Raw genomic sequence first — 23639 nt, 5'->3', positions numbered from 1 at the left:
ATGCTAGCGCTGACGGGGATGTTAGAGTTATGTGCTGGGTTTATTATATTTATTGGTGTTTAAAACTATTTTTCACTGAATTGTAATAGAAGCGCTAATAGGTTGGTGGAAATAAGAAAATTTAATCATCGGTCAAGTGATTTTATTTGCATTTATAATGAATGGTTATGCGAAGTTGCACCCAAGGGCATGGGAGTTGATCTCTGTCATCGCGCATAACATCATTGGCGGGTAGGCTTACCCTTCTTTCTTGAAGCTACAGCGGTGTTAGCGGCTCTTACTCACCCGAATCACTGACTTAAGTCAGCTCAGCGGTATTTGCTCGTTTGCTGTAACTCCAACGACTTTGGGTAATAAATATTTTTTTGACAGGCAGCGATAAGATTATGCAGTTGCAGCAATTAGTCAATATGTTTGGTGCGGATTTACAGCACCGCTACGGTGAAAAAATTCATAAGCTCACGCTACACGGCGGGTTTAGCTGCCCTAACCGTGATGGAACACTGGGGCGTGGCGGTTGTACTTTTTGTCAGGTGGCCTCTTTTGCTGATGAACAGATGCAGCAGCAGAGTATTGCTCAGCAACTCGCTGCGCAGGCCAAGAAAACCAATCGAGCCAAACGCTACCTGGCTTACTTTCAGGCCTATACCAGTACTTATGCAGAAGTGAATGCCTTGGCGGTAATGTATGAGCAGGCTTTGGCCGAAGCCGACATTGTGGGTTTATGTGTTGGAACCCGGCCTGATTGTGTGCCGGATGCTGTGCTGGATTTACTCAGTGGCTATCATCAGCAAGGTTATGAAGTTTGGCTTGAGCTGGGGCTACAGACCGCGAATGATAAAACCCTCAAACGTATTAATCGTGGCCATGACTTTGCTTGCTATCAACAGACAGCACGCCGGGCGCGCGCCAGGGGCTTGAAAGTCTGCTGCCATTTAATTGTCGGGCTACCTGGAGAAGATCAGGCGCAGGGCATGGAAACGTTGGAGAAAGTTGTCGCGACCGGTGTTGACGGCCTAAAACTGCACCCATTGCATATCGTTGAGGGCAGTACCATGGCAAAAGCCTGGCGGGCCGGACGTTTACCAGAGCTGGCGCTGGAGGAGTATGTCGTCACTGCCGGTGAAATGATTCGCCACACGCCCGCTGACATTGTTTATCACCGCATCTCGGCAAGTGCCCGTCGGCCAACGTTGCTTGCGCCACTATGGTGTGAAAATCGATGGACTGGCATGAATAAGCTGAATGATTACTTACTCAAATATGGAGTACAGGGGTCTGCCATTGGGGATATCTATCACTATCAACCTCAATAGAGCACTTATTCTTCTAAAACTATTTGATTTGCAATCTTTTCCACACTTCTTGGTAACTCGCCTTATCTCTTTCTGGTTTTACGGTATGATTTATATCCTTCGTACTTGAAATTACGGGGGGTAGCTGCAACTTCAACTACTTTGGGTATATCCGGAAACACAGACAGGGGTTGCTATGAAGCAAATCAGGGTATTAGCCCAGTATTACGTTGATTTAATGGTTAAGTTAGGGCTGGTTCGCTTCTCACTGCTATTGGCGTCTGTGCTGGTGTTGCTGGCCATGGTGGTTCAGATGGCGGTGACATTCGTCTTGAGTGGCTCGGTTGAAACTCTCGATTTAGTGCGCTCAATTTTCTTCGGTCTTCTGATAACTCCGTGGGCCGTGTATTTCTTGTCGGTCGTGGTTGAGCAGTTGGAAGAGTCGCGTCAGCGCTTGTCGCGCTTGGTTGATAAACTTGAAGTCATGCGTCATCGCGATTTGGAGCTGAATAATCAACTGACTGAAAATATTGCTCAACTTAATCAGGAAATTGTTGAACGTGAGAAAGCGGAGAAAGCTCACCTGCAAGTGGTCGACAAGCTAAAAGAAGAAATGGGTCACCGTGAGCAGGCTCAGGTAGAGCTAGGGCAGCAGTCCGCCTTATTACGATCTTTTTTGGATGCTTCCCCGGATCTGGTTTATTACCGTAATGAAGCCAATGAGTTTTCTGGCTGCAACCGAGCAATGGAGTTGTTGACTGGTAAAAGTGAGAAACAGTTGGTCGGGCTGACCCCGAAAGATGTCTATGCACCTGATATTGCTGAAAAAGTCATGGAGACGGATGAAAAAGTTTTCCGCCACAACGTTTCTCTGACCTATGAACAGTGGCTGGTTTATCCCGATGGCCGGAAAGCCTGTTTTGAACTGCGCAAAGTGCCGTTTTATGATCGCGTCGGCAAGCGGCATGGTTTGATGGGGTTTGGCCGCGATATAACCGAGCGTAAGCGCTATCAGGACGCGCTGGAGAATGCCAGTAGGGATAAGACCACTTTCATCTCAACAATCAGCCACGAGTTGCGTACGCCACTTAATGGCATTGTAGGCCTAAGCCGCATCCTGTTAGACACTGAATTAGACAGCGAACAACTGAAATACCTGAAAACCATTCACGTCAGTGCCATCACCCTTGGGAATATTTTTAACGATATCATTGAGATGGATAAGCTAGAACGTCGTAAAGTTCAGTTGGATAATCAACCGATTGATTTTACAGGTTTTATGGCAGATCTGGAAAACCTCTCTGGCTTGCTGGTCCAGCCAAAAGGGCTGAAGTTTATTATGGAGCCCCAGTTGCCATTGCCAGAGAAGATTATTACTGATGGCACCCGCTTGCGCCAGATTCTGTGGAATTTGATCGGCAACGCGGTGAAATTTACTCAGCAAGGTAAAATTGTGGTGCGGGTGCGACGTGAAGGAAGTGACCGCCTGATTTTTGAAGTGGAAGACTCTGGTATGGGGATTCCTGAAGATGAGCAGGACAAGATTTTTGCCATGTATTATCAGGTTAAAGACAGCAACGGTGGGCGTCCGGCAACGGGGACCGGTATTGGTCTGGCAGTGTCTAAGCGTTTGGCCCAAAGTATGGGGGGGGATATCACGGTGAAAAGCACCCAAGGGGCGGGTTCATGCTTTACCCTGACCATCAAGGCGCCAGCCGTGCATGCGGTTTCTACCACGCCATCAGGCGACGACATGCCACTGCCCGCCCTTCATGTTTTGCTGGTGGAAGATATCGAGTTGAACGTCATCGTGGCGCGCTCTGTGTTGGAGAAACTGGGTAACAGTGTTGAGGTGGCAATGAATGGCCACGATGCTCTGGCGATGTTCAAGCCCGATGATTTTGATTTAGTGCTGCTGGATATTCAGTTACCCGATATGAGCGGCTTGGATATCGCCCGCCAGATTCGGGCGAACTACGATAATCAATCACTGCCGCCATTGGTGGCACTGACCGCCAACGTCCTTAAGGACAAAAAAGAATATTTAGATGCTGGGATGGATGACGTGCTGAGCAAGCCGTTGTCTGTGCCTGCACTCACGGCCATGATTAAGCAATTCTGGGATCAGAAGCCCTCTTCCTCCGCTAAAAAACAGGAACATAAAGTGATGCAAACCCATGAATCGTTACTTGATACTGCGATGCTGGAACAATATATCGATTTGGTTGGCCCACAATTGATTCATCAAAGCCTGGAAATGTTTGAACAAATGATGCCGGGTTATTTGGCGGTATTGGATTCAAATATGACTGCGCGGGATCAAAAGGGCATTACTGAAGAGGCGCATAAGATTAAAGGGGCCGCGGGTTCGGTTGGTTTGCGTCATATCCAACAGCTTGCACAGCAAATTCAGACACCGACACTGCCAGCTTGGTGGGACAACGTGCAAGATTGGGTCGATGAATTAAAATCAGAATGGCGTAATGATGTTCAGGTGCTACGTGAGTGGGCTGCGGAAGCTGAAAAAAAATAACCCCGACCGAGGCCGGGGTGCGCTAATACTGCGCCAACACCAGGGAAATCGTTAACCTGCGATACCCGTCATGTTTCAAGTTGCATGTTCGTTGGCTTCATTCGTTCACCCCAGTCACTTACCAATGTAAGTTTTTGGGGATTCGCTCAGTTGCCGCCTTCGTGTAACTCGAATTACTTAGGGCCTATTATTTCGATTTCGAATGGAATCGCAGGTTTTAAGGATTCTGCCATACATCATACAAGCAACAACATAGCAAATGTAAGCGCTCTTGTTACAAGATTCATTAAAATTTGTGATAGAGATACGTCTTTGTCACTAGAACAGGTTAAGCGATTGACAGAGTCGGCAAAGGAGAGGTGTGATGAAAACTGTGGGCGTCGTGCTAAGTGGATGTGGTGTTTTTGATGGTACAGAAATACATGAGTCTGTCTTAACAATGCTGGCATTGGATCGTGCTGGAGCACGTGTTTTATTCTTCGCACCAGACAAGCCGCAACTGCATGTTATTAATCATTTTACTGGTGAGGAATTAACCGAACAGCGTAATGTTTTAGTTGAGTCTGCGCGTATTGCTCGTGGGTGGGTAAAACCTCTTTCTTCAGCTAATTCAGATCTGTTGGATGCCCTTATTGTCCCTGGTGGTTTCGGCGCGGCAAAGAACCTCAGTGATTTCGCAATTAAGGGTTCTGAATGCACGATAGATCCAGATTTAACTCAGTTAACTCAAGCAATGCATAAGTCTGGTAAACCAATTGGTTTTATGTGTATTTCTCCAGTGATGCTGCCTAAGTTGTTAGGCAAACCAATTCGCCTGACTATTGGTAACGATCCCGATACCATTGATGCGATTGAAGTTATGGGTGGAGAACATGTGATTTGTCCAGCCGATGATGTGGTGGTTGATGAGGAAAATAAAGTGGTCACTACACCTGCTTATATGTTGGCTGGTTCCATTTCTGAAGCCGCTAAAGGCATTGATAAACTTGTGGCGAAGGTACTGGATTTAACCGAATGATTTCAGTCAGGCGTGGATTAGGTTGGCTTTGGTATTGGGGAAAACGCGGTGTTCTTGGCATTGTGGCTTTCTGGTTGGCCGGTATTTTGATTTTTGCTTTTCTACCGGTTCCGTTTTCCATGGTCATGCTTGAAAGGCAACTTGGGGCCTGGCTGACAGGTGATTTCTCCTATATTGCACATTCTGATTGGGTGCCAATGGATGAAATTTCACCTTATATGGCACTGGCGGTGATGGCGGCGGAAGATCAAAAGTTCCCGGAGCATTGGGGATTTGATGTGGGGGCCATTGAGTCGGCATTATCTCATAATCAGCGCAATCAAAATCGTATTCGCGGTGCGTCGACGCTGTCGCAACAAACGGCAAAGAATCTATTTCTTTGGGACGGGCGAAGCTGGATACGTAAAGGACTGGAAGTGGGCTTGACTGCCGGTATTGAGTTGGTATGGACCAAGCGGCGTATCCTGACGGTTTATCTGAATATTGCCGAGTTTGGTGACGGTATTTTTGGTGTGGAGGCGGCATCTCGCCATTTCTTCAATAAACCAGCCAGCAAATTGAGTTCATCAGAAGCGGCTTTATTGGCTGCGGTGCTGCCCAATCCACATCGTTTCAAGGTTAATGCCCCGTCAAATTATGTTATTTCTCGCCAGCAGTGGATTTTGCGCCAGATGCGCCAATTAGGTGGAAAGGAGTTCATTCAGGAGAATTCCCTCGATTAAAAAAGGGCTTAGATTGCTCTAATCCCTTAATAAATCTGATGCTATCCACATAAACTGGCCGATTTTTACGGTCAGTTTATTTCACGATAGTAAATGCGGTCGTCACGTGTTTCACGCCACTCACCTGGCTGGCAATCTGCGCGGCAGATTGACCTTCCTGCTGAGTGACTAGCCCCAAGAGGAAGACTTCGCCATTCTCGGTGGTCACTTTCACATTGGAGGATTTCACCGAGTCTGCAGTCAGTAACTGTGAGCGGACTTTGGTGGTGATCCAGGTATCCATCGATGCGGTTGCTAGATCGACGGGTTTACCCAGGCGCATCTCGTTATACACTTCCGTGGCGCCATCAACCCCCGCAGCAATTTGCTTGGCGCGGTTAGACAGTTCAGCAGTTGGCGATTGCCCAGTCAGCAAAACTTTCCCTTGATATGCGGTGACCACAAAACGTGTTTGGCTTTTTATCTGCTGATCTTTGCTCAGTGCATTGACGACTCTGGCCTCGAGTGTGCCATCGTCTACCTGAGTGCCAACAGAGCGTGGGTCTGTAGCGGATTTAGTGGCGACTGCCGCGCTGCCGACAACGACGGCACCAACACAGCCTTGTAATAGCAGGGCGCTAAATAGCATGGCAACAATATAACCAACCTTCATTCGTGCTCCTTTAATCGTCCTGATGAGGAAATAGAGTGTTATCAATTAAGTCACACAAGCAATTCACTGTGAGCATGTGTAATTCTTGAACCCGGGCGCTACGGTGCGAAGGTATCCGGATTTCGACATCCTGCTGACCTAACAAGCCAGCCAGTTCACCGCCATCGTAGCCAGTAAGGGCAACAATGGTCATATCGCGGGTGACTGCTGCTTCGACCGCTTTCACAATATCACGGCTATTGCCACGAGTGGAAATAGCGAGCAAAACATCGCCAGCATGACCGAGTGCACGCACCTGTTTGGCATAGACCTCATCATGCAAACGGTCATTAGCAATGGCGGTGAGTACGACATTATCAGCATTCAAAGCAATGGCGGGCAGACTAGGCCGTTCTGTTTCGAAACGGTTTATCATACTGGCAGCAAAGTGTTGCGCGTTAGCCGCAGAAGTCCCATTACCGCAGCAGAGAATTTTATTGCCGTTGAGCAGTGACTGAACCAATGTCATTGCTGCACGGGATATGGCGTCGGGCAGAGCCTCAGCCGCGGCAATCTGGGTTTGAATACTTTCTGTAAAGCAACCTTTGATTCTATCCAGCACGTTGATTTAACCCACTCAGTAATAACCCGGTATTAAACCGGAAAAAAATCATCAATCCGCATTGAAGGCGTTCGGCAACCATTCTAACTGGCTGCCAGTAATGGCAAAAACATCAAAACGGCACGGTGTTGTGGCAAAACAGGCATCTCGCTGTGCCAGCCAAAGAGCGGCAGCTCGGAGTAACCGTTGTTGCTTGCTGTAGGTGACACTGGCGGCAGCGCCTCCAAATAGGGCATTGCGCCGAAAGCGAACCTCAACAAACACCCAGGTGGCACCATCGCGCATAATAAGGTCAATTTCACCACTTTGATAGGTGACATTGGCCGCCTGAAATATTAAACCTGCCTGCTCAAGATAACGGCGGGCCTGATTTTCATAGTGTGTGCCAATGTTCCTTTGGCTCATATTCCCTTCGTCCTTGAATTTGCAGGGTTGTTAGCTACATTCACTCACCCGAATCACTTACCTGAGTAAGCTCATCGGGATGTGTTCATTTGCTGCCTACCTGCAACTCCAATGACTTTGAAAATTCCCTTCATCTTTGAATTTGCAGGGCTATCACCCTAATCACTTTACGCCGCCGGTACCACCATACCCTGACGATATTGCAGCCAAGGTAATTTACGGGTGATAACACAATCAGCCGATGCGGTTAAGTCGCCAGTGGTGCCGCTTACCTGGAAACCAGGAATTTGGCGCATTTCAGCAAAATGATTCGATAACGCCCAAGCATCAATACCCATGGCGTACAAACGCACCAGCGAATAGTCGTTGGCATATTTGGCCGCAGCTTGCTGCATCAGGGCTGGATTCGACCCTGCCATCAATGGAATATCACTAAACTGAATGCCTTCCATCTCCAGGCGATAATCCGGGCCAGCACCTGCTTGATAGCTCCGTGAGCTGGCAAACAGCGCCGGTTTGCTGCGAGTGCTGGTGGCCATATCAATCATCGGTTTAATTAGTGTCAGCTCAGCGGGTGTGGCAATGATATACACCGCATCAATGTTACCACCGGCAGAGGTTGAAACGACTGGCGCATCAACTGGCGGTGCTGGAATGGTCAGGCCCGCGATAGTCACAGATGCCGGTGCCGCAGCCGGAGCACTCGAAACAGCCACAGGCTGACCCGTTAAGCGGATGCCTGCACCACTGTTGATGGCTTGTTTCAACTCAGCCGTTGAACCGAAGTTTTGCTGCAATACTGTTTGCCCGCCTTGCTTTTGCCACTCTTCAGCAAAGGCCTTGGCGATGCGGTCACCAAAAGCACCGCGCGGTGTCAGCAACAGCGGCATTCTTTTTTCCTGACTCCACAAATGATGCGCAGCATCGCGGGCTTCATCTTCTGGTGACAGGGCGAAGTAACAGATATTTGGGCTGTTGCTACTGACTTCTGGCTGATTCAGCGCCAGGATATTCAGGGTGCTTGGTGTGGAACTCAGTTGCTCGACCTCAGGCTTCAACAGCGGGCCAACCACCAGTGTGGCACCATCTTGCTGGGCTTGAGCCAACAATGCTGCCACCGGTTGGTTGGTGGTGTCGTAGACTTTCACCTGTGCATGACTGGTTGCAACAGGTGCAGGGGTTGCAACTGGAGCAACATCTGTCACTGGGGCGGCATTGCCATCGGTAGCCGTACTTGCCGTTGCATCAGGTATCACAGGTGCAGTTGGTGTCACCGGAAGGCCATTTTGCGCCGCAATAAAGCCTTGCTGGATAGCATCGGCAAACACTTTTGCTGGGCCACTCAATGGCAGCAGCAGAGCAATTTTCGCGGTAGAGGCTTGGCTGAAGTTACTGATTTGAGTTAATGCTGTTGGCAGGTTTTTGGCCGCCGGGTTTTGCGGATAACGATTTTGCCAATCTTTAATACCGGCTTTCAGTAGGTCAGGATCTTGCTTGTTATCTTGATACACATGCAGCAAATCCAGCCAGCCTTGCAGGACATTTTCGTCCGCATTAATCACTATGTTATTCAATTCTTGTGGTGTGAGCTGGGCGAGGGCTTGCCAGGTGCCATCAATATTATCTTGATGTGCTTTATCTTTCAGTAATGGCTCTTGAGCAATAAATGCGCGAATCAGTGGCAAGGTTGCTTTACCCTGATTGGCAGCAATCTGTGCCTGATAGAAACGAACCTGTTGGTTGGCTGAAAGCTGAGTGGCGTCCAGCTTACCCAGAATATCGGCAGCGGCGGGGTTATTTTTCTGTGCCACCAACAGCTCAGCGGTCAGTAATTGCTGTTCCTGGCGCTGGGCGTCACTTAGATTCGCTGGTAGTGTGCCGAGCTGTTCTGCTGCCTGAGGGATTTTCCCTTCACGTAACAGTGCACGAATGGCAAGTAATTGCCAGTCAGCCTTGTTATCATCACCACTCTGTTGCAACTGTTGTAGATAATAGTCAGAGTTAGCGCTTGCCTCTTCCTGTATATTTACCGGTGGCGGCGTCTGCGGATCTCTGCCTGAACAAGCTGCCAGTATCAACGCAGCTAGAACAACAGGGATAAACCCTGCTTTGGAACGAACGAATGTTGAGGAAAGCATACTGTATCCAGTGATGTTTTTTTCAAGATGCTCAATATTAAATCGGTAATTCGGATGAAACAATGAATCAACCAGATCGAGCAGTGATTTCTGCATCTACGCTTTATGTGGTACCTACCCCAATTGGCAATTTAGGGGATATTACCCACCGGGCGTTAGAGGTACTGAAAGGCGTTGATTTGATTGCGGCAGAAGATACACGTCATACAGGGTTGCTGTTACAACATTTTGCGATCAACGCCCGCCTGTTTGCACTTCATGACCATAACGAACAACAAAAAGCCGATCATTTGCTGGCGAAACTGCAAGAAGGCCAGAGTATTGCACTGGTTTCAGATGCAGGAACACCCCTTATCAATGATCCGGGCTACCATCTAGTGCGCCGTTGCCGTGAAGCTGGCATCAGAGTGGTGCCATTACCGGGCGCTTGTGCGGCGATTACTGCACTGTCTGCCGCCGGTATTGCCTCAGATCGTTTTTGCTACGAAGGCTTTCTGCCTGCGAAAACCAAAGGACGTAAGGATACTCTGCAAGCGCTGATTGAGGAACCTCGAACACTGATCTTCTACGAATCAACCCATCGCTTGTTGGAAAGTTTAAAGGACATGGTAACCGTACTTGGCCCACAACGCTATGTAGTACTGGCCAGAGAGCTAACCAAAACCTGGGAGTCTATTCACGGTGCGCCAGTGGGTGAGTTACTGGCTTGGGTTCAAGAAGTAGAAACCCGCCGCCGTGGTGAAATGGTATTAATTGTCGAAGGGCACAAAGTGCAGGCTGATGATGCATTACCAGCCGCCGCACTGCGTACTTTAGCCCTGCTGCAAAAAGAGTTGCCGCTGAAAAAGGCGGCTGCACTGGCTGCCGAAATCCATGGTGTGAAAAAGAACGCACTCTATAAGTATGCTTTGGAACAAGACCTTCAACAGCAGAGCGACGACGAAGAGTAAGCCCCTAACACCTGAGGCCGGATAGCCAGCCTCAGGTGATGTTATCAGCCGCAATAGTGCCCGCCCCAATGATACCCTTCACGATAGCGCCACTCATTATCTTTAATGCTAGCTAATTAATCTTATCTATATATATGACTTAAAATAATTTTTTTAAACTTATCTGTAATCAACTTCACATTCTCACAGCGTATTGAAGTGAAAATCAATTATTCACCGAGATAAATATTTGTTGTCGGTGAAAGATGACATTTAACCGTAATGTGACTATAATCCGCCGCGGAGTTGACTAGACAGTCGCCGCTTCGCTGCCGTCCCTCTCGGGGGAGACAGGTGAAGGGGAGGAAAGTCCGGGCTCCATAGGGCAGGGTGCCAGGTAACGCCTGGGAGGCGCAAGCCTACGACAAGTGCAACAGAGAGCAAACCGCCGATGGCCCACGTAAGTGGGATCAGGTAAGGGTGAAAGGGTGCGGTAAGAGCGCACCGCGCGGCTGGCAACAGTCCGTGGCACGGTAAACTCCACCCGGAGCAAGGCCAAATAGGGGTTCACATGGTACGGCCCGTACTGAACCCGGGTAGGCTGCTTGAGCCAGTGAGTGATTGCTGGCCTAGAGGAATGATTGTCCACGACAGAACCCGGCTTACCGGTCAACTCCACTCCTCTTTAAAAACAATGAGTTGGTGTGTCCCGTCTGCATTTCACGTTAAGTGGGATACATGATGGGATACATCAACTTTTGTTCTCTTCCTTATACGCTTCACCGCAATGGTATTTTCTACCTCTACTTTCGTTTATCGGATAGCCGCTTTTTTAAGTCATCTTTGGCATGTACTGAGATAAAAAGGGCGAGATTTCTCACTTCCAGACAGATGTTTTTCATTTCATTGCTGAAACTTGGTAGGATAGAAAATAGCCAGCTACAGACGATTGTGAGAAAAATGAGACAGTTAACACAAAGTGATATCGATGAATATCTACTCGAAGTTCAAACTGAAATCTATGAAGAAGCCCGTAGGACTAAATTTGAGGCAAGGGAAGCGTCTATCTCTGGAGATATGCCAATACCTGTAGATTTAGCTAAAGGATTCTCAGAGTTCGCAGGAGAGCACCTAGAGAGTGCTTTTTACAATGGAGCTAAGCCATTTACCAATGATCATATAACCGATTATTTCAGTGCTCAATTTGATGTTACTGGGATGACAAATCAGCTTATGGAAGCTTCTGTACAATATGATTATTTCCTCAAACAGTGGCAGGATGCCAGAACCGCTTTCTTCAGCAAGAACCTAAAAGACTATGACGCTATTGTTCAGTCTTTAAAACCTTTAACACCTTTAACACCTTTAACACCTTTAACACCTAGTGTTCCTATTTATATTACTGTACCAACGGCTGACGATTCCAACAGCGAGAGTCAACTTACTTTGGTTGAGGCTTGGCGTGATTTCGTAGCATTTACTGCTAAGAAAAAGAAATGGACTCTTAAAACGCAAAAAGATAATGAGGCGAATTTTAAATTTATAAAATTTGCACTTGGCGAAAAAACGCGGGTGATATCAATTACTAAGGGAAATATAAAAGATATGCTGGATAACGTCGTCAAATAGGCTTTTGAGTCTTCTGGACAGTAACATGTCGTAAATTGCGTTAAATTATTGGGCTTATGGATAACCCGAGATAAGGATGTCGTGATGTCAGATGAAAAAACGTTAGCCTCAGGTGAGTGCCAACATACTTCCTATCACCTCCCTAAATGGGACGATAATGGGAAAGTATATTGGGATGAAGTGTTGTGCCAGGATAGCTCATTGAATGCCAAAGCTATTTTTATCAAACCGCCGACTAAGGTCATTCCCGTCATATTTATCCCTGGTGTAATGGGGTCAAATCTGAAGTCTAGCCAAGAGGGAAAAGATAAAGCTATTTGGCGCGGTGATAGTGAAGTCGGTGTGTATGCAGAATGGGCTAGAAAAGATGGTAATCAACGTCGAGAACTGCTCAATCCAGAGACGACGAATGTTGATAACCGCGGTAATGTCAGTAAAAAAATCTATTCTAAGTATTCAGATGATGGAAAATCGGCTAATGGCAAAATGTTTCAATCTCGGCAAGAACGAGGTTGGGGCGAAGTTTTATCATTTAGCTACGGTGAGTTTTTAAGTGTCTTTCAGGGCGCACTGATGGATGATTGGCAGCAGGTCATGATGAATGCGGCAAAACAGACCGATGGCAAAAATGGTGTATTAAGTGAATTGAGGAACAAACGTTTAGCTGACGATAAAGGTGCAGAGATCACCAATGAATCAGTGATGACAGATGACGAATTAAGTCATTTTAAAAAGTTTTTATTTCCGGTTCATGTCTTTGGTTATAACTGGCTTCAGGATAATAAAACGTCTGCTGGAGAGCTGGTTACATATATTGATAAAGTCATTAACACCTATAGATATCACCACGGCCACGGAATGCCATTTCCCGAGGGGCAAGAAAAAGTCATTATCGTGACGCACTCAATGGGGGGACTGGTTGCACGGTATGCGATGAACCCGCCCGAAGAAGCAACTTTTCATGGGTGTGAAAATAAAGTATTGGGCATCGTGCATGGGGTTATTCCTGACCTCGGTTCTCCGGCTGCGTATCGACGAATGAAAATTGGGGCAAAACAGGAAGGGATGGCGGGTATTGTGCTAGGAAAGTCCGCTGAAGAACTTATGCCGGTATTAGCTCGTGCACCCGCTCCCCTCCAATTGCTGCCCTCAGAAAAATATATCTCCGGTGCCCCCTGGTTAACCATTAAAAGCGGTAACGTGGATGGCAGCGATTTAAAACTACCAAAAAATCAAGATCCCTTCACTGAAATCTACCTGAATAAAACCCTATGGTGGCGTTTGTATGAATCAAATATTATTGATAAAGATAACGCTATTAGTGAGGTGCGTTGGGAAGAGTATTTTTCCCTGATAAAAGATACAGTCCAGCCTTTTACCTCCACCTTAGAAAAAGGAAGATATCACCGCAACACCTACGCCTTTTATGGTAATAAAATTGAATCAGACGGCTTGTTAATATGGCGAAAAACATCAGTCACATATCCTAAGGATATACGTGAGAGTGATAAAAAACTGCCGAATGATTATCGAGATATTCCGTTGCAATTTAATCGTTCTCAGGTCTATCGGCTTATTTCTTCAAAGACGCCGGGGGATGGCACGGTTCCTGTAGAGTCATTGAGTATTATACGCCACTATAACGGTATCAAGAGTGTCCTTGCGACCAATGTTGACCATCAGGGCGCCTATAACGTCAGTAATTTAAAGGACATACATTCTAAACCTGCGATTCAGTTTACCCTTAGAGCAATTGTTAAAATGGTGCAAGAGGTAGCCTTCCCATGAAAAACTCCCGACAGCTTACGGTGTTACCTCTCATTATTATGGGCATGATTCATTTTTCTCCGGTCATGGCATCGACATTCTCTCATAAGGACAATCCAGTGATAGACAGCTTATTTTCTCAAACCAAACCGCAATGTATTGGCCGTTATGTGATTGATGTTCCTCAATCATTTGATAACCAGCTCCATAACATGATTTTTATTGATGACTTTAAAATCGAAAGTAAATTGCTCTATTTTCCCGCCTTCAAGCAACGAATTGTATTGCGAGAGAAAGCTTTACGAGAGCAGAATACAAGCGCTGAAAACTCACCGGTTCTAAAGGAAGTGATTCGACTCTCTGATGAAAAAGGCGTTATTTTTGATAGCAATCGCCCAGGATCACAAGATTCTTTTAGAAGGTTAGAGGCTCATATTTATGTAGATCACGTCGCATTTATCATCACTACCGATATTTTAGATTTGTCATCACCTAAATATGCAAAAGAAAAAAAATCCTATTTAGAAGCTGGCTTTACCGAAGCTAAAACCGATACAAGACAGGCTAAACTTTCCGCAATGCAATCTCTGATATCAAGATTAAGCGGTAGAAAGGATGATTATATTCCGACAGGGAACGGTGTGTGTATTCCGAATGGGTTTATTAAGGATGATGGCAGTAAGCATAGCGAAAAAGTATCATTTAGTTATAAGAATGATGACTTTATTTTGGGGTTATATACCAACAATACTTTTTCTGGGTCAAGTGACACGCTTTTGAATCGAAGCGCTCAGATTGATGAGGCGATGAAGGTCTCTAATCAGTTCACTATTAAAAAAGGCGAACTATCGCCTGACGGAATACCATCACAGGAATGGTTATCTCGTGGTAAACAAAAATTTGAAGATACAGTGACCAGAGAGGATGAAGTTATTCCTGCCTATGACTTTACTTTCTATGCCAATGAGGCCGGGGCGACATCGAACAAGCCATGGTTAACCATTGGGATAAGTAATGATGATATAAAAACGAGTTATAGTGAAGCTCAGATGATTGAAATTTGGGATAGGCTAGTGAACTCATTACGGTATAAGCGCTAAAATTACAGTTAAGACTTCTAAAGAAATTAGCCCCAACGGTAGGAGCGAAGACTCTGTTACCTAAGAGTACAAACAGCCCCCTGTGAGCGCTATGCTGGCAGGGTATTTTTTTATGTATATCTAAGCAATTAGCTTGCTATGATGGGATACAAACTGAGATACACGCTAACCTTTAATTACGTGTAAATGCAGCGGAAAACGGCCTTTCTTTTGGCTAGTTGCCTTACCGGTCAACTCCACTCTTCTTTAAAAACAACGAGTTGGTGTATCCCGTCTGCATTTCACGTTAAGTGGGATACATGATGGGATACATCAACTTTTGTTCTCTCCCGTATACGCTTCACCGCAATGGTATTTTCTACCTCGACTTTCGTTTATCGGATAGCCGCTTTATTCAGCAGGAACATGAACGATTAAGACGTCATTATTAAGCTTTTAATGCCTCCTACAGCTAGCTTTAACCCTATCCTTAACCACATCTTGTGGATAGCTTCATTCATGCTGATAGCGCAAGGCTTCAATAAATAGTGAGAACGCAGTGGTATGCTGTCTGCGGCTTGGGTAATAAAGGTAATAACCTGGAAAAGGCTCACACCATTCGGTCAGTACTCTAACCAAACTGCCGCTGGCAATTTCAGCTCTGACTGAATCCTCTGGTACGAATGTCAAACCAAAACCAATGGTCGCGGCATCAATACGTTGGCGTAAGCTGTTGAACGTTAACTGGCCATCAACACGTACTTTTAGCTGACACCCTTCTTTTTCAAACTCCCAGGCATAAAGGCCACCCATGGTTGGCAGGCGCATATTGATGCAGCGATGATTTTGTAAATCTGCCGGGATGGTGGGAATGCCGTATTTAGCCAAGTAAGACGGTGAACTGACCACTGCCATGCTCATATCCGGCCCAATCCGCACGGCGACCATATCCTTGGCGACCTGTTCTCCCAAGCGGATACCTGCATCAAAGCGGCCTGCGACAATGTCGGTTAAGGTGTTATCAACAGTAATTTCTACATTGATATCCGCATACTCGGTAAGAAACGATCTCAGTACCGGCCAGAGCACGGAGTCAACCGCATGTTCGCCAGCAGTAATGCGTATATTCCCAGCGGGGCGATCACGCATTTCGCTCAATGCATCCAGCTCATTTTCAATTTCAGCAAAACGTGGCCCAAGGCTATTGGCTAGCTTTTCACCTGCCTGTGTTGGCGCAACACTGCGGGTGGTGCGAGTTAATAAACGAAGTTCAAGGCGCTCTTCTAACCCGCGAATAGAGTGGCTTAACGCTGATTGGGAAACCCCCAATTTGGCCGCAGCTTTGGTAAAACTACGTTCTCTGGCAACCACAAGGAATGAAATTAAATCATTAAAGTTCTCTTTTAGCATCAGGGTTCCTGGCTGTGTAGCGGCGATTAGCACCAAGGTTAACTGAATTTATGAGTTTAATTCATATACTCATGCACATTTATCCATCTAATTCTCGGCACAAGCATTTGCTACCTTCTCGGCAACCGATATTCAGTTTATGAATGTCATGTAGTGACAGACAGGAGTAGAGAAATGCAAAAACGTACACTCGGTCGCAGCAATCTAACTGTGTCGGCAATCGGTTTAGGGTGCATGGGAATGAGCTTTGGCTATGGCCCGGCAGCAGATAAACAGGAAATGATTTCACTGCTGCACAAAGCGGTGGATCTTGGTGTGACATTCTTTGATACCGCTGAGGTTTACGGGCCTTACACCAATGAAGAGCTGCTCGGTGAAGCCCTGGCCCCGCTGCGCGATAAAGTGGTGATTGCCACCAAATTTGGCTTCCAGGCAGATCCGAATGGTGGGTCAAAATGGGTTGGTTTGAACAGCCGACCTGAACATATCAAAAAGGTGGCGGAAGATTCGCTTAAACGATTGAAAACAGATGTTATTGATCTGTTTTATCAGCATCGGGTTGATCCGAATGTGCCTATCGAAGATGTTGCTGGCGCAGTGCAGGATTTAATTAAGGAAGGCAAAGTTAAGCACTTTGGACTATCCGAGGCAGGAGCTGCGACTATTCGCCGCGCCCATGCTATTGAGCCGGTAACTGCGTTACAGAGTGAATATTCACTCTGGTGGCGCAAACCTGAGCAGGAAATCCTTCCTATGCTAGAAGAACTGGGAATTGGATTGGTGCCTTATAGCCCTCTGGGAAAAGGTTATCTGACCGGCAAATTCAATGAAACCACCCAGTTTGCCAGTGATGATTTTCGCAGGTCATTGCCACGATTCACGCCAGAGGCATTAAAGGCCAATCAGTTGTTGATTACCTTGATTCAGGATGTAGCCGAGCAAAAAGGCGCGACACCGGCGCAAATCGCGCTGGCCTGGCTATTAGCGAAGAAACCTTGGATTGTGCCGATCCCTGGCACCCGCAAACGAGATCGATTGGAAGAGAATATTGCTGCGGCCAATGTTGAGTTGACGGCCGCTGACCTTCAGGAAATGGATAACGCGGCGGCAAAAGTGAAGTTAACGGGCGAGCGCTACCCTGAAGCATTGGAAAAACTCACTGGGCTGTGATCTGTCTCGGCTCTATGCAGATACCGTTTTCATCACCAGATTACGGTACCTGCTTTTTGCTTGGTTTGGTCATAAGCACGCACTCCCTGTTGCTGGATTAATGAATTTTACTCATAGCTCCTTTCGTATTTTGCTATCTAGTCCGCGCTACGCAATGGCGGTAACTTTTCCCATCGAAACTCAGTCGAGATTTATCGTGAGGGGAAAACAATGAAATGTTTAGCAACGACGGCACTTTCTTTATCGATGGCAATTTCTGGCGCGGCAATGGCTGAACCGGGTAATGGCCGTTCTGGCGAAGCTGCTACCACAGAGGTGCTGAGCCGCGTTTCTCCGGCATTAGCCAACTATCAACGCCAACGATTGCAAGAGGATCTCTGGCAACGGCCCGCGCTCTCACCGCGCGATCGCAGCATGGTTACCGTCGCGGCTATCATTGCCCGTAATCAGACGGCATTAATGGCCGAGCAATTCAATCTGGCATTGGATAACGGCGTGAAAGCCAGTGAGTTGTCGGAAATTATTACCCATCTGGCGTTTTATTCCGGCTGGGGGAATGCCATGTCAGCCGTGACTGTCGCCCAGAATATCTTCCAACAGCGGGATATTACGACAACCTCTTTGCCAACGGCGCAAGCTGAGTTGCTGCCACTTAACCAAGCGGCCGAGCAGTTGCGCCTCAATGCGGTTGAGCAGTCGGTAGGTAGCCAGCAGTTCCCTGGGCTAGTGATGTATACCACTGATGTGCTGTTCCGTGATCTTTGGTTACGCCCGGCACTGGCACCACGGGATCGCAGCTTAATCACCATTAGCGCATTGATTGCCACGGGGCAGGTGGCACAAGTGACCTTCCATCTGAATAAAGCGATGGACAATGGTTTAACCCAACAGCAGGCCGCAGAGGTGGTGACTCATCTGGCCTTTTATGTGGGCTGGCCTAATGCCATGTCTGCTGTGCCAGTGGTTAAAGCCGTTTTTGCCCAGCGAAATACTGATGCTCCCGCCCAATCCTAGCGCAGGAATGACGATGAAATTACTCGCAGCGTCTACAGTTATCTTGTCCATGTTAAGTCCGGCGGTTTTCGCCAATGTGGAGGACAAAGTGAAAATTATCCAAAGTGGCTCTCAACCTTCTCAACCAGGCCCCGAAAATTACTTTACTGGTCAAGTACGTATTGATGCGCCATTTCAGGCAATACCGCCTGCCCGTGTCGGGGGGGCTACGGTGACATTTGAGCCTGGCGCTCGTACCGCCTGGCACACCCACCCATTGGGGCAGACCTTGATGATTACCCAAGGGCGCGGCTGGATTCAGGAGTGGGGCAGCGAGATTAAAGAGATGAATCAAGGCGATATCATCTGGATCCCAGAGGGGGTTAAGCACTGGCATGGTGCAACACCGGATACTGCGATGACGCACATTGCTATCGCCGAATCTATCAACGGCAGCCCGGTTGAGTGGATGGAAAAGGTCAGCGATGAGCAGTATCAGAAGTAATAACGAAAGGGTTCTCTATGGTATTACTGCGGCACTTCCTTATATGAAAGATCAGAAAAGTGGGCATATTATTAATACGTCCTCAATGGCTTTGCCATCAGTCAGCCAGAGGATATGGATATCAATGAAGTATTATTCCGTCCGACTAAACAAGAGCTTTGATGTTCCAGCAAATTGCCCTCTCTATTTTGAAGATTCAATCTGACCATTAAGATTTATTGGGTTTAATGTCCTAATACCGGAGATACAACATGACAATGAAAGTTCTCGGTTATGCTGCCAAGTCAGCACAAGTTCCCCTCGCGCCACTCGAATTTACCCGTCGTGACCCGCGTCCGGATGATGTGGTGATGGAGGTGCTCTATTGTGGTGTTTGCCATTCTGACTTACATCAGGCGCGAAATGATTGGGGGTTCAGCACTTATCCGCTGGTTCCCGGCCATGAAGTGGTGGGGCGAGTCACGGCTGTTGGCAAAGATGTCACGAAATTCAAAGTGGGTGATTTCGCCGGGATTGGCTGCATGGTGGATTCCTGTCGCGTGTGTCAACCCTGTCAACGGGGTCTGGAGCAGTATTGCGAAGAAGGTAATGTGCAGACCTACAATGGTGTAGACCGCCATGATCATACGCCAACCTTTGGTGGCTATTCACAAGCTATTGTAGCATCACAAGATTTTGTGCTGAAAATGCCTGCTGGGTTGGATCTCAAAGCTGCCGCGCCGCTGCTGTGTGCCGGTATTACCACTTGGTCACCGCTGCGCCACTGGAAAGTGGGCAAAGGGAGCAAAGTTGCGGTAGTCGGGCTGGGGGGCTTGGGCCATATGGCATTGAAGCTGGCGAATGCGCTGGGGGCTGAAGTCACGCTCTTTACCCGCTCACCCAGTAAAGAAGCTGATGCTCGTCGTCTAGGCGCTCATCACATTGTGCTATCCACCGAAAGTGCGCAAATGGATGCAGTGCAAGGGCAATTCGATTTGATTATCGATACCGTGCCTTATGTACATGATATTAATCCATATATGCCGACCTTAAATGTGGATGGCACACTGGTGTTTGTCGGTTATCTGGGGGATCTTAGCCCGATGATCAATACCATGCCACTGATTCTGGCGCGGCGTTCGGTGGCAGGTTCCTGTATCGGTGGCATTGCTGAAACACAGGAAATGCTAGATTTCTGCGCTAAACACGGCATTGCTTCAGATATCGAAATGATTAATATTCAGGATATTGAAGAGGCTTATAAGCGGATGCTGAAAAGCGATGTGAAATATCGCTTTGTGATTGATATGGCGTCACTGAAATAGTAAAAATATGATATTAATCAGGGAGATAAAAATTTATACTCCCTGAATTTCATCAAGCAGGCAAATCAATCAGTAATGCTCGCAGTGGAGTTTCAGCTTTAATCACTAAATGCCGCTCTTCTTGCACAAAAGCGCCATCACCGCAGGTTAGGCGCTGAGCGTTACTGTCCTGTGGGCCTTCCACTGCGACAGTCCCGTGAATAGATTGCAGATAAGCCCTTGGGCCATGCAAATCAATCGTATACTGCTCACCCGCCGCTAAATCCAGATGATGTATCCACACTTGCTGGCGCAACTTCAAGCTGCCCTGTTCACCGTCAGGGGATGCTAATAGCCTTAATGGCTGGGTACACAGTGACATGCGCTGGGCAGGTTGGCTTTCCTGTTCAGGGCAGGCATTGAGCCATAGCTGAATGCGAGTTAATGGCTTATCGGTACTCAGATTATGCTCGCTATAGCTGACCCCAGATTGGGTTGAAAATAGCAACACATCGCCGGTTTTACCGCGCACATGGTTACCTTGGCTGTCTCGATACTCCGCTTCACCTTGTAAAATCAGGTTCAAGATATCAACCCGCGGGTAAGTGCGTGGCTGGAATGATGCTCCGGGGGCCAGCACTTCCTGATTTAACACGCGCAGCGAGGCGTAGCCTAATAATTTCGGGTCAAAATAGTGGCCGAATGAAAAAGTATAGCGCGCCTGAAGCCAACCAAAGTCAGCTTGCCCGCACTGTTTTGCTGTTCTGCATGTGATCATGACAATGGTTTCCTGCAACCCGAAATCTATCGGGTACATAATTAGTGGATATATACTCTAAATAATTCGAGTTGCAGGTAGGCGGCAAGAGTGCGAATCCCCTGGAACTTACTCGAGTAAGTGACTGGGGTGAGAACGCGCAGCCAACGCCCCTACGGCTTGAAGTATGACGAGTATAATGTGTAAACAAATGGTAAGCGTCTGGACGCCAGATTGTTAGCCAGTTAATCTGGTCGCTATATTCAAATTTCCTGATTGAGAACATGATGGGTAAAGATCGGGCGCTAACGTTAGAAGCATTGAGAGTGATGGATGCCATTGATCGTCGTGGCAGTTTTGCGGCGGCAGCCGATGAATTAGGGCGGGTACCTTCGGCATTGAGTTACACCATGCAAAAGCTTGAAGAAGAGCTGGACGTGGTGCTATTCGATCGTTCCGGGCACCGCACCAAGTTTACCAATGTCGGCCGCATGCTATTGGATCGCGGGCGGGTGTTGCTGGAGGCCGCAGATAAGCTGACCACCGATGCCGAGGCTTTAGCCCGCGGCTGGGAAACCCATATCACCATCGTCAGTGAAGCCTTGTCTCCAGCCTGGAAATTGTTCCCTCTGGTTGATAAGCTGGCATTGAAAGCGAATACGCAGGTTTCTATTTTTACTGAAGTTTTGGCCGGAGCATGGGAGAGGCTGGAACAGGGGCGGGCGGATATCGTGATTGCGCCAGATATGCATTTTCGTGCATCTTCGGAGATTAACAGCCGTAAACTGTACAAAGTCACCAGCGTCTATGTTGCCAGCCCCGACCACCCAATTCATTTGGAGCCAGAGCCTCTTTCGGAGCTAACCCGTGTTAAATACCGTGGTGTTGCCGTTGCCGATACTGCCCGTGAGCGGCCAGTATTAACAGTGCAATTATTGGATAAACAGCAGCGGTTAACTGTCAGCACCATCGAAGACAAACGGCGGGCGCTATTGGCCGGTTTAGGTGTGGCGACGATGCCTTATGAGATGGTCGAGAAAGACATTGAAGCCGGGCGTTTGCGGGTTGTCGGGCCGGAATACAGTCGCGAAGCCGATATTATTATGGCGTGGCGTCGCGACAGTATGGGAGAGGCAAAATCGTGGTGTTTACGCGAAATTCCTAAGCTATTTGCCAATATGAATAAGTGATCGGCTACTGCGCCTTAGTTTGGGAACCTAATTAAGCAAAGCGGATATCTCTGCCATGCGGCTCCAGCAGGTCTTGCTGTGGGCCGATGGAGATAATCCCATAAGGATTGATCGTGCCGTGGCTGCGGTAGTAATGATGGCGGATATGAGTGAAATCCACCGTCTCGGCAATACCCGGCATCTGATAAATATCCCGCAGAAAACCCGTTAAATTGAGATAGTCGCTGATACGGCGCTTATCACATTTGAAATGCGTCACATACACCGGATCAAAACGTACCAGCGTGGTCCATAAACGCAAATCAGCTTCTGTCAGTTGGTTGCCGGTCAGATAGCGCTGTGTACCCAGAATCTGTTCCAGGTTAGCCAAGGCATCAAACAAAATAGTGACGGCTTCGTCATAGGCTGCTTGTGTGGTGGCAAAACCGGCTTTATACACACCATTATTGACCTGATCGTAAACCCACCCATTGATATCATCAATTTCATGGCGCAATGCCGGTGGATAATAATCGCCAGCTTTGGCCCCCACACCATCAAAAGCACTATTGAACATACGAATGATGTCGGCTGACTCATTGCTTACAACAGTTTGCTGCTGTTTATCCCATAACACAGGAACAGTCACGCGCCCGCTATAGTGAGGATCAGCACGGAGATAAAGCTGATAAAGATAATCGAGGTGATAGAGCGAATCGCCAGTGGCGGCAGGGAAATCATGACCGAACGTCCAGCCATTTTCCAACATCAGTGGATGCACGACAGAAACTGAGATCAGTGATTCCAGACCTTTCAGCGTGCGCATAAGCAAAGTGCGGTGCGCCCATGGACAGGCCAAAGAAACATATAAATGGTAACGATGGGCCTCGGCTTTAAAACCCGCTTTGCCCTGTGGGCCAGCCTGACCATCAGCAGTTATCCAATTGCGGAACTGTGAGGTACTGCGCTTGAAATGACCACCGGTAGATTTTGTGTCATACCAAGTGTCTTTCCAGATGCCGTCAACGAGTTGTCCCATAAAACCCCCTTCGTACTTGAAGCTGCAGCGTTGTTAGCAGCTCTCATTGACCCGAGTCACTGACCTGAGTCAGCTCATCGGGATGAATGAGCCCCATCCTTGAGGCTCACCCTACTTACTTTGAGTATTTATAGTAGATATAAAAAGACTTACCACTTTTTACCCAGCAGACGGTCGATACTGAAACCACCTGGGCCTGCGACAGCCAGTACAATGAAACCGCCCGCGATGGTCAGATTTTTCATGAACATCAGTTGGTTAACGCCTTCCGCAAAGTTAGTGTGGAAGATCAACGCGGTCAAAATGGTGAAACCGGCAGTGAACAGCGCGGTAGTCCGGGTCAGGAAACCTAATAGAATTGCCAAACCACCGCCAAATTCCAACAAAATAGTCAGTGGCAGGAAGAAGCCTGGGACACCCATGGCTTGCATATATTGTTGGGTACCGGCATAGGCATCACCCATTTTGCCGTAACCGGCAACAATAAACAGAATTGGCATCAGAATGCGTGCTACCAACAGGCCAGTATCTTGTAATTTGTTCAT

21 protein-coding genes and 1 other RNA gene are annotated in these 23639 nt (G+C 47.6%); 14 read left to right on the top strand and 8 right to left on the bottom strand.

All coding sequences use genetic code 11. The features are described 5' to 3' along the window. Positions 1 to 386: 386 nt before the first annotated feature. From mnmL to mtgA, 4 genes are all read left to right on the top strand, one after another. Positions 387 to 1316, top strand: a complete 930-nt coding sequence (gene mnmL, locus DJ58_RS11400; protein WP_004710892.1) for a tRNA modification radical SAM protein MnmL/YtqA — start codon at positions 387 to 389, stop codon at positions 1314 to 1316. 175 nt (positions 1317 to 1491) lie between these two features. Continuing rightward, positions 1492 to 3828, top strand: coding sequence for an aerobic respiration two-component sensor histidine kinase ArcB (arcB, locus tag DJ58_RS11405; protein WP_004710889.1), 2337 nt, complete (start codon positions 1492 to 1494; stop codon positions 3826 to 3828). 364 nt (positions 3829 to 4192) lie between these two features. Next, positions 4193 to 4846, top strand: a complete 654-nt coding sequence (elbB, locus tag DJ58_RS11410; RefSeq protein WP_032911539.1) for an isoprenoid biosynthesis glyoxalase ElbB — start codon at positions 4193 to 4195, stop codon at positions 4844 to 4846. Then, a complete protein-coding gene (mtgA, locus tag DJ58_RS11415) occupies positions 4843 to 5568 on the top strand; it encodes a monofunctional biosynthetic peptidoglycan transglycosylase (RefSeq protein ID WP_032911537.1) in 726 nt (241 codons plus the stop codon). The genes elbB and mtgA overlap by 4 nt, the downstream gene beginning before the upstream one ends. Positions 5569 to 5644: 76 nt before the next feature. On the opposite strand, the gene dolP is transcribed toward mtgA, so the two are convergent. The 4 genes from dolP to DJ58_RS11435 form a co-directional block, all read right to left on the bottom strand. After that, positions 5645 to 6220 (bottom strand): division/outer membrane stress-associated lipid-binding lipoprotein, encoded by a 576-nt coding sequence (dolP, locus tag DJ58_RS11420; protein ID WP_004710885.1) that lies wholly within the window; start codon positions 6218 to 6220, stop codon positions 5645 to 5647. A 10-nt stretch (positions 6221 to 6230) separates the two neighbouring features. Continuing rightward, positions 6231 to 6821, bottom strand: coding sequence for a DnaA initiator-associating protein DiaA (diaA, locus tag DJ58_RS11425; RefSeq protein ID WP_004710884.1), 591 nt, complete (start codon positions 6819 to 6821; stop codon positions 6231 to 6233). Positions 6822 to 6872: 51 nt separating this feature from the next. Continuing rightward, complete coding sequence (locus DJ58_RS11430; protein WP_004710881.1) at positions 6873 to 7226, bottom strand: YraN family protein; 354 nt, start codon at positions 7224 to 7226, stop codon at positions 6873 to 6875. A 167-nt stretch (positions 7227 to 7393) separates the two neighbouring features. Further along, a complete protein-coding gene (locus DJ58_RS11435) occupies positions 7394 to 9364 on the bottom strand; it encodes a penicillin-binding protein activator (protein ID WP_032911572.1) in 1971 nt (656 codons plus the stop codon). 62 nt (positions 9365 to 9426) lie between these two features. On the opposite strand from DJ58_RS11435, the gene rsmI reads away from it, so the two are divergent. From rsmI to DJ58_RS11450, 5 genes are all read left to right on the top strand, one after another. Further along, a complete protein-coding gene (gene rsmI, locus DJ58_RS11440; protein ID WP_032911536.1) occupies positions 9427 to 10314 on the top strand; it encodes a 16S rRNA (cytidine(1402)-2'-O)-methyltransferase in 888 nt (295 codons plus the stop codon). A gap of 281 nt (positions 10315 to 10595) precedes the next feature. After that, positions 10596 to 10974, top strand: an RNA gene (rnpB, locus tag DJ58_RS22270) — RNase P RNA component class A. Positions 10975 to 11031: 57 nt separating this feature from the next. Further along, positions 11032 to 11922 (top strand): hypothetical protein, encoded by an 891-nt coding sequence (locus DJ58_RS0121825; protein WP_004710877.1) that lies wholly within the window; start codon positions 11032 to 11034, stop codon positions 11920 to 11922. An 84-nt stretch (positions 11923 to 12006) separates the two neighbouring features. Then, complete coding sequence (locus DJ58_RS11445) at positions 12007 to 13710, top strand: lipase family alpha/beta hydrolase (RefSeq protein ID WP_032913242.1); 1704 nt, start codon at positions 12007 to 12009, stop codon at positions 13708 to 13710. Further along, a complete protein-coding gene (locus DJ58_RS11450) occupies positions 13707 to 14789 on the top strand; it encodes a T6SS immunity protein Tli4 family protein (RefSeq protein WP_032913241.1) in 1083 nt (360 codons plus the stop codon). The genes DJ58_RS11445 and DJ58_RS11450 overlap by 4 nt, the downstream gene beginning before the upstream one ends. Before the next feature lie 492 nt (positions 14790 to 15281). Here the strand turns inward: DJ58_RS11450 and DJ58_RS11455 are convergent, their stop codons facing one another. Then, positions 15282 to 16178, bottom strand: a complete 897-nt coding sequence (locus DJ58_RS11455; RefSeq protein WP_032911261.1) for a LysR family transcriptional regulator — start codon at positions 16176 to 16178, stop codon at positions 15282 to 15284. Positions 16179 to 16352: 174 nt separating this feature from the next. On the opposite strand from DJ58_RS11455, the gene DJ58_RS11460 reads away from it, so the two are divergent. The 4 genes from DJ58_RS11460 to DJ58_RS11475 all read left to right on the top strand — a co-directional run bounded on the left by DJ58_RS11460 (position 16353) and on the right by DJ58_RS11475 (position 20150). Then, on the top strand, positions 16353 to 17348 hold the full coding sequence (locus tag DJ58_RS11460; protein ID WP_032911259.1) for an aldo/keto reductase: 996 nt from the start codon (positions 16353 to 16355) through the stop codon (positions 17346 to 17348). A gap of 210 nt (positions 17349 to 17558) precedes the next feature. Beyond that, on the top strand, positions 17559 to 18362 hold the full coding sequence (locus DJ58_RS11465; RefSeq protein WP_004709869.1) for a carboxymuconolactone decarboxylase family protein: 804 nt from the start codon (positions 17559 to 17561) through the stop codon (positions 18360 to 18362). A 13-nt stretch (positions 18363 to 18375) separates the two neighbouring features. After that, positions 18376 to 18846 (top strand): (R)-mandelonitrile lyase, encoded by a 471-nt coding sequence (locus DJ58_RS11470; protein ID WP_050413900.1) that lies wholly within the window; start codon positions 18376 to 18378, stop codon positions 18844 to 18846. A 251-nt stretch (positions 18847 to 19097) separates the two neighbouring features. Next, complete coding sequence (locus DJ58_RS11475; protein WP_032911257.1) at positions 19098 to 20150, top strand: NAD(P)-dependent alcohol dehydrogenase; 1053 nt, start codon at positions 19098 to 19100, stop codon at positions 20148 to 20150. Between the two features lie 52 nt (positions 20151 to 20202). On the opposite strand, the gene DJ58_RS11480 is transcribed toward DJ58_RS11475, so the two are convergent. After that, the gene (locus DJ58_RS11480; RefSeq protein WP_032911255.1) at positions 20203 to 20907 is read right to left on the bottom strand and encodes a pirin family protein; all 705 of its coding nucleotides are present in this window, start codon (positions 20905 to 20907) and stop codon (positions 20203 to 20205) included. Between the two features lie 266 nt (positions 20908 to 21173). Between DJ58_RS11480 and DJ58_RS11485 the strand changes: the two genes are divergently transcribed. Further along, positions 21174 to 22076, top strand: a complete 903-nt coding sequence (locus DJ58_RS11485; protein ID WP_004709860.1) for a LysR family transcriptional regulator — start codon at positions 21174 to 21176, stop codon at positions 22074 to 22076. 31 nt (positions 22077 to 22107) lie between these two features. On the opposite strand, the gene DJ58_RS11490 is transcribed toward DJ58_RS11485, so the two are convergent. Next, positions 22108 to 23094: a glutathione S-transferase family protein gene (locus DJ58_RS11490; protein ID WP_004709859.1), complete on the bottom strand. Its 987-nt coding sequence runs from the start codon at positions 23092 to 23094 to the stop codon at positions 22108 to 22110. 149 nt (positions 23095 to 23243) lie between these two features. After that, entirely contained in the window at positions 23244 to 23639 is a 396-nt protein-coding gene (locus DJ58_RS11495; RefSeq protein ID WP_004709857.1) for a DoxX family protein, read from the bottom strand.

Origin of the sequence: Yersinia frederiksenii ATCC 33641 (genome assembly GCF_000754805.1) — a bacterium.
GTDB lineage: Bacteria > Pseudomonadota > Gammaproteobacteria > Enterobacterales > Enterobacteriaceae > Yersinia > Yersinia frederiksenii.
Note: the sequence above shows the minus strand (reverse complement) of the source record. Positions and strands in the feature narration are given on the sequence as shown.

Excerpts from the sequence above, each read along its gene's own strand:
- DJ58_RS11455 (WP_032911261.1), bottom strand. The coding sequence starts at position 16,178 with ATGCTAAAAGAGAACTTTAATGATTTAATTTCATTCCTTGTGGTTGCC.
- arcB (WP_004710889.1), top strand. The coding sequence starts at position 1,492 with ATGAAGCAAATCAGGGTATTAGCCCAGTATTACGTTGATTTAATGGTT.
- DJ58_RS11490 (WP_004709859.1), bottom strand. The coding sequence starts at position 23,094 with ATGGGACAACTCGTTGACGGCATCTGGAAAGACACTTGGTATGACACA.
- dolP (WP_004710885.1), bottom strand. The coding sequence starts at position 6,220 with ATGAAGGTTGGTTATATTGTTGCCATGCTATTTAGCGCCCTGCTATTA.
- DJ58_RS11430 (WP_004710881.1), bottom strand. The coding sequence starts at position 7,226 with ATGAGCCAAAGGAACATTGGCACACACTATGAAAATCAGGCCCGCCGT.
- mtgA (WP_032911537.1), top strand. The coding sequence starts at position 4,843 with ATGATTTCAGTCAGGCGTGGATTAGGTTGGCTTTGGTATTGGGGAAAA.
- DJ58_RS0121825 (WP_004710877.1), top strand. The coding sequence starts at position 11,032 with ATGATGGGATACATCAACTTTTGTTCTCTTCCTTATACGCTTCACCGC.
- DJ58_RS11480 (WP_032911255.1), bottom strand. The coding sequence starts at position 20,907 with ATGATCACATGCAGAACAGCAAAACAGTGCGGGCAAGCTGACTTTGGT.
- DJ58_RS11495 (WP_004709857.1), bottom strand. The coding sequence starts at position 23,639 with ATGAACAAATTACAAGATACTGGCCTGTTGGTAGCACGCATTCTGATG.
- DJ58_RS11460 (WP_032911259.1), top strand. The coding sequence starts at position 16,353 with ATGCAAAAACGTACACTCGGTCGCAGCAATCTAACTGTGTCGGCAATC.
- DJ58_RS11475 (WP_032911257.1), top strand. The coding sequence starts at position 19,098 with ATGACAATGAAAGTTCTCGGTTATGCTGCCAAGTCAGCACAAGTTCCC.
- DJ58_RS11485 (WP_004709860.1), top strand. The coding sequence starts at position 21,174 with ATGGGTAAAGATCGGGCGCTAACGTTAGAAGCATTGAGAGTGATGGAT.
- mnmL (WP_004710892.1), top strand. The coding sequence starts at position 387 with ATGCAGTTGCAGCAATTAGTCAATATGTTTGGTGCGGATTTACAGCAC.
- DJ58_RS11450 (WP_032913241.1), top strand. The coding sequence starts at position 13,707 with ATGAAAAACTCCCGACAGCTTACGGTGTTACCTCTCATTATTATGGGC.
- DJ58_RS11465 (WP_004709869.1), top strand. The coding sequence starts at position 17,559 with ATGAAATGTTTAGCAACGACGGCACTTTCTTTATCGATGGCAATTTCT.
- DJ58_RS11435 (WP_032911572.1), bottom strand. The coding sequence starts at position 9,364 with ATGCTTTCCTCAACATTCGTTCGTTCCAAAGCAGGGTTTATCCCTGTT.
- DJ58_RS11470 (WP_050413900.1), top strand. The coding sequence starts at position 18,376 with ATGAAATTACTCGCAGCGTCTACAGTTATCTTGTCCATGTTAAGTCCG.
- DJ58_RS11445 (WP_032913242.1), top strand. The coding sequence starts at position 12,007 with ATGTCAGATGAAAAAACGTTAGCCTCAGGTGAGTGCCAACATACTTCC.
- elbB (WP_032911539.1), top strand. The coding sequence starts at position 4,193 with ATGAAAACTGTGGGCGTCGTGCTAAGTGGATGTGGTGTTTTTGATGGT.
- rsmI (WP_032911536.1), top strand. The coding sequence starts at position 9,427 with ATGAATCAACCAGATCGAGCAGTGATTTCTGCATCTACGCTTTATGTG.